This is a genomic window from Kyrpidia spormannii, assembly GCF_002804065.1.
GTDB classification, from domain to species: domain Bacteria; phylum Bacillota; class Bacilli; order Kyrpidiales; family Kyrpidiaceae; genus Kyrpidia; species Kyrpidia spormannii.
On record NZ_CP024955.1, the window covers coordinates 2,935,360 to 2,948,975 of the forward strand.

At 51.5% G+C, this 13,616-nt stretch carries 8 protein-coding genes; 2 read left to right on the forward strand and 6 right to left on the reverse strand.

Features of this window, described 5'->3' with window-relative positions; genetic code table 11:
• Positions 1-12: 12 nt before the first annotated feature.
• Positions 13-1,731 (forward strand): methyl-accepting chemotaxis protein, encoded by a 1,719-nt coding sequence (locus tag CVV65_RS14475; protein WP_198592045.1) that lies wholly within the window; start codon positions 13-15, stop codon positions 1,729-1,731.
• 378 nt (positions 1,732-2,109) lie between these two features.
• On the opposite strand, the gene CVV65_RS14480 is transcribed toward CVV65_RS14475, so the two are convergent.
• The 6 genes from CVV65_RS14480 to CVV65_RS14505 all read right to left on the reverse strand — a co-directional run bounded on the left by CVV65_RS14480 (position 2,110) and on the right by CVV65_RS14505 (position 11,380).
• The gene (locus CVV65_RS14480; RefSeq protein ID WP_198592046.1) at positions 2,110-3,816 is read right to left on the reverse strand and encodes a methyl-accepting chemotaxis protein; all 1,707 of its coding nucleotides are present in this window, start codon (positions 3,814-3,816) and stop codon (positions 2,110-2,112) included.
• 359 nt (positions 3,817-4,175) lie between these two features.
• The gene (locus CVV65_RS14485) at positions 4,176-4,379 is read right to left on the reverse strand and encodes a hypothetical protein (RefSeq protein ID WP_100668734.1); all 204 of its coding nucleotides are present in this window, start codon (positions 4,377-4,379) and stop codon (positions 4,176-4,178) included.
• A 396-nt stretch (positions 4,380-4,775) separates the two neighbouring features.
• Positions 4,776-6,023 (reverse strand): M20 family metallo-hydrolase, encoded by a 1,248-nt coding sequence (locus CVV65_RS14490; protein ID WP_100668735.1) that lies wholly within the window; start codon positions 6,021-6,023, stop codon positions 4,776-4,778.
• A 48-nt stretch (positions 6,024-6,071) separates the two neighbouring features.
• Positions 6,072-7,850 carry a hydantoinase B/oxoprolinase family protein gene (locus CVV65_RS14495; RefSeq protein WP_100668736.1) on the reverse strand — a complete coding sequence of 593 codons (1,779 nt, stop codon included), beginning with the start codon at positions 7,848-7,850 and terminating at the stop codon, positions 6,072-6,074.
• Complete coding sequence (locus tag CVV65_RS14500; RefSeq protein ID WP_100668737.1) at positions 7,850-9,925, reverse strand: hydantoinase/oxoprolinase family protein; 2,076 nt, start codon at positions 9,923-9,925, stop codon at positions 7,850-7,852. Before CVV65_RS14500 ends, CVV65_RS14495 begins: the two co-directional genes overlap by 1 nt.
• 102 nt (positions 9,926-10,027) lie before the next feature.
• Positions 10,028-11,380 (reverse strand): NCS1 family transporter, encoded by a 1,353-nt coding sequence (locus CVV65_RS14505; RefSeq protein WP_100668738.1) that lies wholly within the window; start codon positions 11,378-11,380, stop codon positions 10,028-10,030.
• A 444-nt stretch (positions 11,381-11,824) separates the two neighbouring features.
• On the opposite strand from CVV65_RS14505, the gene CVV65_RS14510 reads away from it, so the two are divergent.
• A complete protein-coding gene (locus CVV65_RS14510) occupies positions 11,825-13,594 on the forward strand; it encodes a sigma 54-interacting transcriptional regulator (protein WP_198592047.1) in 1,770 nt (589 codons plus the stop codon).
• Positions 13,595-13,616: the final 22 nt, after the last annotated feature.

Here is a 13,616-nt window from a genome sequence, read left to right on the forward strand (position 1 = left end):
GAGGTACAAACGATGTTCTTATCCAGTTTCCGAACAAAACTTGCGATTATCCTTATTTTGTGCATGATCATTCCAACCACCACGTCGGGATTCATCGCATATGTTGCCACCCAGAGGGCCCTCTCAAACGAAGGGATGAACGAACTTGAACAAGCCACCGTTGGGGCGGTCAACTTGGCGGCCTCCTTGCAAAAATTCGTGGATGCCGGGGTCATGACCAAAGAGCAGGCTCAGGAACAACTCCGAACATTGCTGTTGGGACCGAAACAACCGGATGGCAGCAGAGATTTGAGCCAAGCCCGCGTCCGGGTCGCGAAAACCGGGTATGTATCGGCCATTGACTCCCAGGGCAACGCGGTGATGCACCCGAAGGTGGAGGGGACCAACATCCGGGATGCCCAGGGAGGGCTAGGCAAACGGGTGGCCGAAATGAAGAACGGAGAACTCGAGTATCTGTGGCAGAATCCGGGGGAATCCCAGGCTTATCCGAAGATCGCGTATGTGCAATACTTTGCCCCTTGGGATTGGATTTTTATGACCACAGCCTACAAAGACGAGTTTCAGGCCGCCGCAAATAACATCAAGCGCGTGATCGGCCTCATCGTCGGTGTCGATCTTGCCGCGGCGCTGTTGCTGGCATGGATCTTAAGCAGAAGTTGGATGACACTAATACAAGGGGCCAGCGATGCCGTCGGGCGGCTCGGTCGCGGTGATTTAACGGTACGGCTGAATTTTGAGAAGAGAAAAGACGAGTTTGGACAGTTGGCCAGACACTTCAATCATGCTGTGAATGGCCTTACGGAATTGATCCAAGAAGTTCGCGGCAATGCGAATCTGGTTGCATCCGCTTCCCAACAGCTCACGGCGAGTGCTGAAGAAACCGGCAAATCCGCAGAACAAATCGCCTCGGCGGCCCAGACCGTGGCGGAAGAAGCGCAAAAACAGTTCATGGAGACCGAAAACCTCGTACGTGTCGCAGAACAAGTATCCGAGGACATTAGAAACGCCGAAGAAGCCGTTAATCAGGTATTCTCCCTGGCCACGGAAGCCGCCGCCTACGCCGAGGACGGCGGTGGAACGGTGGATGAAGCAGTTCGCAGCATAGCCCAGGTGGAGGGCAAAATGAATTATCTTACCGAGGCCATGGACCAACTCAACAACCGTTTGCAGGAAATTGTCCGCATCGTCGAAATCATTGAAGGGATTTCTAAACAGACTAACCTGCTGGCGCTCAATGCCGCCGTGGAAGCGGCCAGGGCCGGGGAGCAGGGCCGGGGATTCGCCGTAGTGGCTGAATCGGTCCGAAAATTGGCCGAGGAATCGGCAGCATCAGCGAAAGAAATCGGCCAGCTCACCGAGGCGATCCGTCAAGATACGAATGGCCTGGCCGTTGCTGTCGAGGGGGCTGTCCTGGAGGTGAAGCATGGTGTCGAGACCGTGGAAGCGGCGGGGCGAACCTTTTCAGGGATCGCCGACAATGCTCGGCAAGCTGCTCGGCACATGGAGAAGGCTGGCGAACAGGTCAAGCAGGTTGTCGGTGCAGTCAGTCGTATTGTTCAGGAGATCGACGATATTCGTTCCTTTGCCCGGCAGACGGCCAGCGGAACCCAAACGGTGTCTGCAGCAACGGAAGAACAATTGGCTGTGGCCGAGCAAGTCTCGGCATCCGCCATCTCGTTGTCTGACACAGCTTCCGCCCTGCAAAACTTGACATTGCGGTTTGAAGTATAAAGCCGAATCCGAAAACATGTCTACGGGAGGCCCCTTTTGGGATCTCCCATTTTTACTCTAAACCGCAGTAAGGGAACCGGGAATTGAGGGCAATCCGGTCACCCGTTTCCAGCACCCGATCGCCTCGCACCACGAAAAGACAGAAGGTGATCGGCAACAGGCGGGTGTATGTACCCAACGAGGAATAAAAAAGCCCCCTTGGCAACCCAAGGAGGAGGAGTCAAAAAGAAACGACTGCCAAGCGAAGTATCCCTTCACTATAAACACCATTGTTAACTAACCGCCATTTGGCGTTGCATTTTTGTTATTTTCTTTTAAAATCTGAATATGTTTTATGGCCTGCACTGACAAGTGTTCATTTGTTCCGCTTCAACTTTCTCACAGCTTGAACTTTAAAACCGCTTGTTGCAGTTGCTGTCCAAGGCTGGCCAGGAATTCAGCGGAGGATGCCAACTGTTCAATGGAAGCCGATTGCTCCTCGGCGCCGGCAGCCACACTTTGGCTGGCTTCGGACACATGCTGTGCGATTTCACCGATAGTTGTAGTGGCATTGACCATCTCTTGACTCCCCTTGGCCAGTTCTTCTGTGGAACGGGAAACTTCCTGGATCTGACGGGAGACGCTGTTTACGTCCTCCTCGATTTGTTGGAAAGCCTTTGCACCTTCCACGATCACCCGCCAACCGTTTTCCACCAATTGGGTGTTGCTTTCTATAACTTCCACCGCCTTCGCAGTATCTTCCTGGACTTGACGGATGAGGTCCGCGATTTCCCGGGCCGCTTGCCCGGACTGCTCAGCGAGCTTGCGCACTTCATCGGCCACCACGGTGAAACCTCGGCCTTGCTCCCCAGCTCGTGCGGCCTCAATGGCAGCGTTCAAAGCCAAGAGATTCGTCTGGTTGGCGATGCTGCTGATAAGGTCCACGATCTGGCCGATGGCTTGGGACCGATTCCCCAACTCGTTAATAATCTCAGATATCTCCTTGCTTGAGGTATTGATTTTGTCCATTTCGGCCCCAGCCCGACTCATGGCCTGGTTGCCATCCTGGGCTCGCTGACTGGTAACTTGGGCTGCACTTGCCACCTGTTGGGTGATTGCGGCGATCTGCTGTATAGCTGCGGAAAATTCTTCGATCGAGGCCATGGTATCTTGCACCTTCTCGCTTTGCAAACCTGCTCCGGCAGCCAGTTCCTGCGCCGCCTGGCTGACTTCAGTGACGGCTTGGCTGCTTTGCTCGGTGCCGGCGCTCATCTCTTCCGAGGCAGACGCGACAGTTTCAGCGGCGTCGGTGATTTGCCGAAGCAGCGACTTCAGGTTACCGGCCATCTGGTTGAAAGAGCCTGTAAGTTGGCCAATTTCGTCCCGCGTGTTGACTGTAACGGTCTCCCCGCTCAGGTCACCCTCCGCCACTTTTTCCGCCGCTGCGGTAACCACGGCCAAGGGCTTGGTGATTATACGGGATACGAGCAGGTTCAGCCCCAGGCTGAGACCAACCCCAACCACGATCACGACGACGAAGGTTACTTGCACTCTGTGATACATGGCGTCGGCTTCTTTTTTTATGTCGTCCGCCATCTGGGCGTTGAGTTGCACCAGTTCCCCAATCACATTGTTGACTGCCGTACGCCTGGGAGTGACCTGCTGGTGAAGCACCTGCACGGCCAAGTCGGAACTCTGGGCGGCTACAAGCTGGTTGACGGCCTGCATGTAGTCACCATAGGCTTGGCGGAGGCGATTGATGATGTCGCGCTCCTGCGGCCGCACAATGGTGGGCAGGTATGCCTCGATAGCCTTTGCAAAATCTGCATCGTACTTCTGGATGTCCTGACGCACTGAGCTTTGGCCGGCGGCGTCCGCCAGGACGTAATCAGCACAGGCCACCGCTATGCGTCTGACAGCCCGTTCCGCGTCCCCGGCTTTTTGGATGCCTAAGACATTATCGCTGTAAATCGTTTGCACTTGTGCGTCGATCTGCGCCAGGCTAATAACCCCCATGATACCCATTGCGAGCAGGGCTACCAGACTGGCAAGAGCTGACAGAAACAGTTTTGTCGAAACCCTAAAATGATTAAATAATCTGAACAATATCCGATCCTCCTTCTTTGACCTCATCCAAGATTGTTTCCGGGTTTGTTCCCAAGTAATTATGTTTAGTGGTCAAAGGAGGAGACCTGGGCATCAAGATGAAAACGCGTTGATTTCTATTAAATGGTATTTTTGGTTGATTTACCCCCCCCCCCCCCCCCCCCCCAATTTACATTTATTTACAATCTTTTGCCCCCGTGCATTGGCAAGACTGGTAAAAAACCTCAGGGAAGAAGGAAGGGGTGTTTCAGTGTATACATGGCATAGCACGCCTAAAACTGTTATAGACAGCTCATAAAGCCCGTGCCTCCATAGCCAATGGAATAATTGATTCCGAAGGTTATTCTTTCGGGGAGCTCTCAATGGGAGACCTCCTTTGCTAGCTTTCTCCTTCTTTTCTTCGGCACCAAAACTGCGATTTCCTGTACACGACTTTTGCACCGGCCGGCTTTGTGGATTGCGGCGATGCTCGTGATTAACGGGTGAAACCGCTGCACCAGTTCCACGAAGATGTCCGGGTCCGCTTTGGCCCGGCAAGCAAGTGCCGTAATGCCTTCGTCCATACACCAATCCCCCGCGCCTTATTGACGGGGAGGGGAGAAAAAAGACCGGACACCTTTTATCCAGCTCCGTCACCACATGCCAGGGAACACTCACGGTGTGAAGATCGGTGATAAAATCCCCAATAGAATCAGTTGAAAATTCCCCGATGCCATCACAAACTCCGTGGAGGAGAGAGGAATCATGATTCAGAATTGCTGAAGAACTGGGGGCATCGCAAAACGATTCGGAAATGGCTTGAAAAGGGAAGGGCGGAAAAGTACATAAGGACAGAACAACGACCGGCCAAGTTAGACCCGATCGCAACCAAGAAGCCCCTGTAATCCGGTTTTTGCGAAAGACCAAAGGGAAGGGCCTTCTTTTGGTTGCCCTTCCCTTTACGCCACGGGAAGACAAAGTCAGGATTCAATGTATGATAGAACGGTTTCCAACAAAAGCCGGGTGCCCGTTGCCATGTCCTCCGGGCTCGCCCATTCTGCGGGGTGGTGGCTGATCCCGTTCCGACATCGAACAAAGATCATCCCGACATCGCATATGTCGGCCATCGCCATGGCATCGTGTCCTGCCCCGCTCACCATTTTTACAGGATCCAGATGCAATTTCCTGGCGGACTCCTCAATAACCCCGACGACTTCCGTCGAACACTGAACAGATTGGATATTGAGCCCTTCTTCAATTCTGTATTCCAACGACCGGTCTCGGCAAATGCGGTCAAGAGCGGATTTGACCCGCAATATCGTGTCGTCTCTTTGCCTTTGTTCAATGTCGCGAATGTCCACTGTGAATTCAACCATGCCCGGGATCACATTGGAACTTCCTGGTTGTGCGTGAATCTTACCCACTGTCCCGACCGTGGTCGTCACTTGCCCGCTCTTGCACGCCCGTTCAACGGCAAGAATGACCTCCGCCGCTCCCATCATCGGATCCCGGCGTAGGTTCATCGGTACCGTACCGGCATGTCCGGCCTCACCAATGAGCGAGATCGTCAACCAGGCAACTCCGGCAATTCCCGTAACGATTCCGACGGGCTGATGAATCGATTCGAGGAATGGACCTTGTTCGATATGCATTTCCAAATAGACTTCAATGTCGCCCCGGTGACGGATGGAATCCGCCATTCTTCTCGGATCGACCCCGGCATTGCAGAGTGCTTCATAACGGCTGATCCCGTCTCCATCGACTCTGTTCAAATCGCCGTCAGTGACCCTGCCGACCATTCCTCGGCTTCCGAACAGGCCGCTCTCAAATCGAGCCCCCTCCTCGTCACAAAAGGCAACAACCTCAATCGGAAGTTTGTGACTGATATTCGCATCATGGAGAACTTGAACAACTTCTATTCCGCCGATCACTCCCAGAGTGCCGTCAAAACGGCCGCCGTTCGGAACCGAATCAATATGCGAGCCGATCACAATAGCGGGGGCTTTCGGTTCTTCACCTTCTTTGCGCCCGATCAAATTGCCAAAATGGTCGCGCCGAACCTCCATTCCCGCTTGCCTCATCCAGGAAGACACCAGATCTTGAGCCCGCAGGTCCTCCTGAGACAATGCCAGTCGGGTGACGCCTCCACTCCCGGTCCGACCAATTTGTCCTAGTTCGAATAAACGCGACTGTATCCGTGGTGCGCTGATCGACAGATTGCTGGGCATTCAGGTACTCCTTTCAACTTGCGACAACTGTTGAACACGACCACCTATTTATTGTGCCGCACCTCTTAATTGGTTTGTTGCGTCTTCGTCAATTTCGCCAGATTCGCTAATAACGACACCATATGCTCGAAGGGCTGTATCTTTGGAAACATATCCATCCAATACGTCGGACAACACTTGTTGCGGCGAGCGCTTTTTCGGATCGCCGTATCCCCCTCCGCACGGACCGGTCATCGTTAACTTATCGCCGGCCTTCGCACGTCGATTTGGAATCTTGGAAGGGAGATTTTCTTCACGCCCCTCCGCAGTGGTCAGCAACAATTGCCCGACACGTCCGTCTATACCGCCCATAAACCCCCATGGTGCATATTTGTGCCCGTCACCTTCCACAGAAAAACTACCATCGGCAAGGAACTGAACTTCCCGGACGGACCCGATACCTCCTCGCCATTGTCCAGGTGCGCTGACGTCGTCCTGCAGTTCATACCGTGTAATCCGAAGCGGGTAGTGCGACTCGATATCTTCGATGGGATTGTTGCGGGTGTTGGCATATAAGGTGTCGACCGCATCCATCCCATCCATGCCAAACCGCCCTCCATAACTCCCTTCCATGATATCCATATAAACCCAATAGTTTCCGTTCGTTAATCCGCTGTACGCGATCACTTTCAGGTTGCCCACCCCGGCACTGATCTGCCGAGGAACAACTTGTCCCAACGCTTTCATAAGCGTATCGGCCACAATATTACCCGAGCAAAACCTTGCAATTGTCGGAGCCGGGAATGTCGGATTGCACAACGTACCTTCCGGAGCCACGATTTTTATGGCCCGGGTCAAACCGGAGTTTTGCGGGATGTTGCCATATATCGTTGAATCCAGCAAGATTGAACGAAGAGTTAAATAGACCGCCACATCAACCGTACCTTCAAACGGCATATTCACCGGCCTGTCGTCAACCTGACGAGAGGTCCCGGTAAAGTCCACAGTAATCTCGCTTCCCTCAATGGTCACCGTAACAGCGATCTTCAGATCTCTTCGTTCTGGGTCAGGACTGTCAAGATAACCATCAAGAAAACCTTCGGCATAGTAAACACCGTCGGGCAGGTTGCGGATGGCATTGCGCAACATCGTATCGGAATAATTCATCAAGTCTTCACTTGCCGCGAGAACTTTTTCAAGGCCAAATTTAGCAATAAGCTCCAAATACCGGTCCGCCCCAATCCGGGCGGCCGCAATTTGCGCTTCCATGTCCCCGGTAACCATATGCGAGGCACGAATGTTGTCTCTTAACATGTGCCATACTTGCTCATTTTTCTTACCCTGTTCATACACTTTAATGGCCTTAAACTGAAGCCCTTCGGCATACGCGTCCACCGCATCGACAATTCCACAGCTGCCGGGTGTTAAGGCACCGATATCCAAATGATGGGCGGTGGTGACGGAAAATCCGATCAACTCATCTTTATAGAATATAGGGATGCAAAATCCGACATCCGGGCCGTGCGAAGCTCCATGGTACGGCGAATTATGCATGATCACGTCACCGGGACGGAACGTGTCGCCTCGTTCTTCCAAAATTCTGCGGATGCCGCGAACATACCCGGGAATCGGGCCCGATTGCAGCGGAGTACTGTGGCTTGACTCACAGAGCTGTTGACCGTCGGCATCAAGGAGAGCACATCCGAAATCTTCGGATTCACGTATAATACTTGAATAAGACATCCGGGCCAATTTGTGCCCCATCTCCACGGCGATATTCTCCAATGCTCCGCGAATAACCTGCGCCGTAATCGGATCAATCGCAGCGGATTTTGTTTGAACTCCCATTAGAATCCCCCCACCTGAATGATCATGTTCCCGGAATCATCCACAAATGCCGCACAGTCCGGCGGAATGACGGTGGTTGTATCCTTCTGTAATACAATTGCCGGCCCCGGGAACTTCGTGTTAACAGGTATTTTCTCTCGATTATAAAATGCGGTTTCGTAGGTCCTGAGCTCGCCGCCCACGCGGAAAACTGTGCGATTGGTCTTCACAAGAGCGTCGCTCAATGAACCGCCCTCCCCGGCCGCGGGCTTTTGAACCTTCGGCATAAATCCAATACCCGTAAGACGAATGTTCACAATCTCAATAGGACTATCTGCAAAAAAATGACCGTATTCGCTTTCGTGAACGCGATGGAACTGTTGCAAAGCCGCCGTCAAGGCCTCCTCGGTGATATGTCCGTCCGGCAGTGGAATCCGCAACTCATAACCCTGACCAATGTAACGACAGTCGGCCGACCTTTGAATCTTCATGTTCTCTTCAGCAATTCCATCATCCCGGAGCTGTTGTTGAACTTGGTTTTCCAATAACTGGATATCCCGGTTCAATCGTTCACAGTCAAGATGTGTACTCAACATAAATTCCGTTTTGATCACATCGTACTTTAAGTCGGTCGTCAATAAACCGATGGCCGAAGTGATCCCCGGATGAAGGGGTACGACGACTTCGGGGATGTTCAGGATTTTCGCCACCTCCACCGCATGAAGAGGGCCTGCGCCGCCGAAGGCCACGAGAGAGAATTCACGCGGATCATAGCCTCTCTGCACGGTTTTGGCACGGATCGCGTTCGCCATGTTATTGTTGAGAATTGTAATTATACCTTCCGCCGTTTCAATCAGGGACAAGTTCAGTTGCGCCGCAAGTTCCCCAACCACCTTGTGAGCCGCGTTGGGAAAAATGCGCATTTCTCCGCCCAGAAAGTTATCTTCATCCAATCGACCCAGGACGACGTTCGCGTCTGTGACTGTTGGTTTTATTCCCCCATGCCCATAACACGCCGGGCCCGGGTTCGAACCGGCACTGCGCGGCCCAACCTTAAACGCGCCGCCTTCGTCGACATATGCAATACTTCCACCTCCGGCGCCTATGGTGTGTATGTCGATCATGGGAACCATCACCGGATACCCCGCAATCCAAGTATCTCGAGCCGTGGATTCCGAATACCCTTGTTCAGTAATGATTCCGATATCCGCACTGGTTCCGCCGACGTCAAAAGTGATGAGTTTTTTGCGACCGGACAAGTTGCCGAACCAGGAACCGCCCAGGACCCCGGCCGCGGGACCGGACAGCAAAGTATTGACGGGCTTTTCGGAAACGGACTCCGGTGTGGAAACCCCGCCGTTCGAGCACATAATGCGTAGTTCACCGGAGATTCCCGCCTGCTTTAACCGTTCCTTGAGATTACTCACATACCGCTTCACCTTTGGACCCACAAAACCGTTTATGGCCGCCGTCGTAAAACGTTCAAACTCCCGGAACTGAGGAGATACATCCGAGGAAATTGTGACAAATGCTTCCGGATATTTTTCCCGGATAATCTCTCGGGCTCGCTGTTCATGTTCGGGATTCAGGTATGAGAACAGAAATGTAACAACGATCGAGTCAACCCCGTCGTCCTTTAATTCCCGTGCAGCCCTGCGCACCTCCTCTTCGTTGAGCGGCACCAAAACCTCACCGTGCGGTGGCACAAGACGCTCGGTTACAACTTTGCGGTACCGGCGCTGCACCAATGGGCGATTTTGCCATGGAATTTCTTGCATAATCGAATAGTTTTGCGGGCGCTGATGGCGGCCGATATGAATGATGTCCCGATATCCTTTTGTGGTGATCATCCCTGTCCTTGCACCGTCGTGCTCAAGGATTGCGTTGGTGGCAATCGTGGTGCCGTGAAACACATGGTCAATCTCCGATTTATTGATACCGTTTCTTTCGCATATCTCCTCAATGCCTTGAACAACGGCAACAGAAGGGTCCTCCAGGCTGGTGGGAAGCTTGTGAATGACGGTTTTGCCCGTGGTGGTATCGCAGACGACGATGTCAGTAAAGGTACCTCCTACGTCCACTCCCACAAGTTTCATAGCTGTACTCCTTTCGTCAGGGCTTCGACCAGTGCATCATGCAAACATTGTGCCATACTTCCTCTTGGCGAGCTCGGGCCCGGCCTTTCTCCGGCCATGTGTTCATTCAAAAACGGCGGCTTTTTCGTCGACTCGATGGGCGGCCAATTCGCGTTTATAGTAAGGTATAATGCGATACCCAATTGAGTAGATCACCATACTTACGGGAAGTCCAACGATCCATGAAATGGGCAGGAATATCACTCCGCATATTCCGCCCACAATAAGGGAAGCAAACCCTAAAATATGGAACTTAACAGGACTGTTGTACAAGCGGTCGAGGTCAAAATGACGTTTCCGAACCAAGTAAAAATCTGCGATAAGAATCCCGAGAAGAGGGCCAAGAAATGCAGAATAGAAGGTGATGAACGTATTGAATGCCGAACTTGTCAATAACAGCCATGGGAATGTGATGATACCGAGAATCCCCACAACGATTACTGATAAGCCCCACTTGATATTGAATATTTCCATCAAGACAAGGGCGGGAGGCGCAATGTTTAAAGATAAGTTACTCGTAAATTGGGCGGCGACGATGAAGATCATTAACGCGACCGCGACAGCCGTATTTGGGACGAGTGTTACCAACGCCCGAATCGGATCCCAAATGCCGGTTGCGGCAGCCGAGAGAATGCCGATCGCGACCATAATGATGAACATCGGGACAATCCCGACGAAATGACCGACCCAATTTTGCACAGGTTCCTTGCGAAGATAGCGCGCCAGATCTCCATTGTTAATCGCCCCGGTTATAAGAATCCCCACCGAGGCTGTGATCGCGGTCCAAAAGGGCATTCCCCAACTGCCCGACGCTTCCCAACTTGAGATCAAATGGACCTTTCCGGTCGAAAAAATCTGAATAACGATGTAAACCAAGAATGCCAGTATGACAAAAGACAAGGCTGAGTCAAACCATTTGATCGATTTTATTCCATAATAGGCAATCGCGGTTTGTAGAATCTGGAAAATGATAAAATACAGCCACACGTTGCCCCATCCCAAAACTGTGGTACTGACGTAATTCATAGCATCTGCACCAATCCACGATCCGATTCCATACCAAAACACGGCGGGCAACACCCGTACGAGAACGGCAATTCGCGCCCCATAGTACCCGAATGCCGAACGACACTGCACGACGAAAGGAATGCCGTATTTTATTCCCGGATGAGAATTGATGACAAACATGAACCCAATGATAATGGAAGACACCAGGGTAACCGTCAATGCCTGCAGAATGTTCAGTTTTCCACTTGGCGGCATGAACGACTGCCCGATAATAAAGAGCTGAATGACCACCATCGATGAAATCCAAAACGGGATATAGCTTTTAAGACTGAAAATTCTCCCACCCTCATCCACGGGGGCCAGGGAGTCTCTTTTTGAATGCTGGGTCAGTTCTGTGGATTCGGCCATTCAAGGTCACCCTTTCAAATTGATTTAAGCCTGATATTGTTCGTCACCGTGTGCGCCAAAATGCCGTCCAGTACTCGTTTTTCTTGGCCTCCTCACCTCCAACATCAACACGCCTTCTGCAATTGCCGTGCCAAGTGCACGGGTATTCCGACGAATTGCCTCCAACACATATGCTGTGCAATTACTCACGAAAGTCGCTGGTAGGAGACTTCAAACTGTGGTCGGGTTGGAGAGAAATCTCGCGTCGCGGAGACAATCGGCCCGACTCCGGTAAGCCGGACCGACATGCTCGCATCTGTGGCGTGTGATAGCGGAGGAATACCAAATTTTTGTCAACGCATCTGGAATCAACTTGAGTTGCAATACTGCAAAGATATGTCGTAAGATAATTCTACCCCATGCCGGTTTTAAGGGCAATTGATGCAGCGAAGGACCAGAACGAGGGTGTATTTGCAGATCTGCAATGAACTTGGAGTATTACAACGAGGGGAGCGCGCCACCGTGCAATTCGCAGATTTGTTTTCCAGATTGCCGATTGGTCTTGTGGTTGTTGACTTAAACGGCAATGTGCATTACGTCAATGAGAAGAGTATACAGCTCTTTGCCGGCCTTGCGAGTCAAAAATCCAACAAGAAACCTATACAGGAGATCATGACATCCACGATTATTAAGTCGATCAAGACCGAAAAGCCGAATGTGTGTATGACCACGACCGATAACGGACATTCTGTTTATTTGTTGGAAATTCCATTTGAAGCCGATCATTTAACGAAACTCGGTCTTATCATCATGCTGGATGCAGAACAAGTCGAATACCTTATTTCCCATTCCAAGATATATCTGGATCTATCGCAAGACTTGGATACCATCATGAATCTTGTTGGGGACCTGGTCACAATCACCGACGGAAACGGAATCGTACTCCGGGTCAATGCGGCGTGCGAAAAAGTCATGGGCGTAAAAGAATCCGACTTTGTGGGTAGGCCGGCGACAATCCTTGAAGAACAAGGGATCATCGACCACTCCTCAACCGTGAATGTTTTGAGATCCGGCGTGCGAGGCATCATGACCCAGACAACCAGATCCGGTCGAAGATTGCTCGTTTCGTCCTTCCCCCTCTACAATGATCTGGGCGACTTAGTGAAGGTAGTCAACATTTCAAGAGACATTACAGAACGTGAAGAACTTCTGGATCAGATAGAGGAATTGAGAAATACGATCAGGCATTATCAGATGGAAATAGACCGGCTTAATCGGGCGAATGCAGATACACCGATCATGAAATCCCAAATTATGCAAGATATAATGGATCTGATATTTAGAATTGCGGACGTCGATTCAACGGTCTTAATCTTGGGTGAAACCGGGGTTGGAAAAGAAGTGATTGCGCGGACCATACACAATCTGAGTTCACGGAAAGATAAACCATTTGTAGCTATCAATTGTGGATCAATTCCGGAAAGCTTGATCGAGTCCGAGCTATTCGGTTACGAGCGAGGGGCGTTTACCGGCGGCAACCGGGAGGGGAAGCTCGGACTGATTGCAGCGGCAAACAACGGGACTCTGTTCCTCGACGAAATCGGAGAACTTCCGCTTCATATGCAGGCCAAGTTGCTCAGGGTTTTGCAAGAAAAACAACTGAGGCCCATCGGGGCCGTGAAGGAGATTAAAATCAATGTCCGCTTCATTGCGGCCACAAACAGAAATCTTGAAGAAATGGTTAAACAAGGATTGTTCAGGGAAGACCTGTTCTACAGGTTGAACGTCATATCGATTGTGGTCCCGAGTTTGAAAGAACGTCCGGAAGATATCCCTTATTTGATGGAGTATTTCTTATCCGTTTATAACCAGAAATATGGGCGCAAGGTGCAATTCCATCCGGATGTTATGCCCTATTTCTTAACCTACCCATGGCCCGGGAATATTCGAGAGCTCCAAAACATTGTGGAGCGGTTGGTGGTGACCTGTTCGGAACCCTTGATTCGACCGGAACGATTGCCGGACAAGTTGAGACACTACGATGGGCCGGAGGAAGGCGCGGCAAACAAATCCTTAAAAGAATTGGTTGAGGAGTTTGAGAGGAATATCATCCACAATGCAATGCAAAGGTATAAAACCATGAAGGAAGTCAGTGAACACTTGAAAGTCGACGTGTCCACGATCAGCCGGAAAGCAAGAAAGTACGGCATAAGACATGGCTCCAGCAATTTGTGAAACCGACGATGCCCCGTTCGAA

What these genes read in the sequence shown, in the direction of transcription:
- CVV65_RS14475 (WP_198592045.1), top strand. Translation starts at nt 13, where the DNA reads ATGTTCTTATCCAGTTTCCGAACAAAACTTGCGATTATCCTTATTTTG.
- CVV65_RS14485 (WP_100668734.1), bottom strand. Translation starts at nt 4,379, where the DNA reads ATGGACGAAGGCATTACGGCACTTGCTTGCCGGGCCAAAGCGGACCCG.
- CVV65_RS14490 (WP_100668735.1), bottom strand. Translation starts at nt 6,023, where the DNA reads ATGCCCAGCAATCTGTCGATCAGCGCACCACGGATACAGTCGCGTTTA.
- CVV65_RS14495 (WP_100668736.1), bottom strand. Translation starts at nt 7,850, where the DNA reads ATGGGAGTTCAAACAAAATCCGCTGCGATTGATCCGATTACGGCGCAG.
- CVV65_RS14500 (WP_100668737.1), bottom strand. Translation starts at nt 9,925, where the DNA reads ATGAAACTTGTGGGAGTGGACGTAGGAGGTACCTTTACTGACATCGTC.
- CVV65_RS14505 (WP_100668738.1), bottom strand. Translation starts at nt 11,380, where the DNA reads ATGGCCGAATCCACAGAACTGACCCAGCATTCAAAAAGAGACTCCCTG.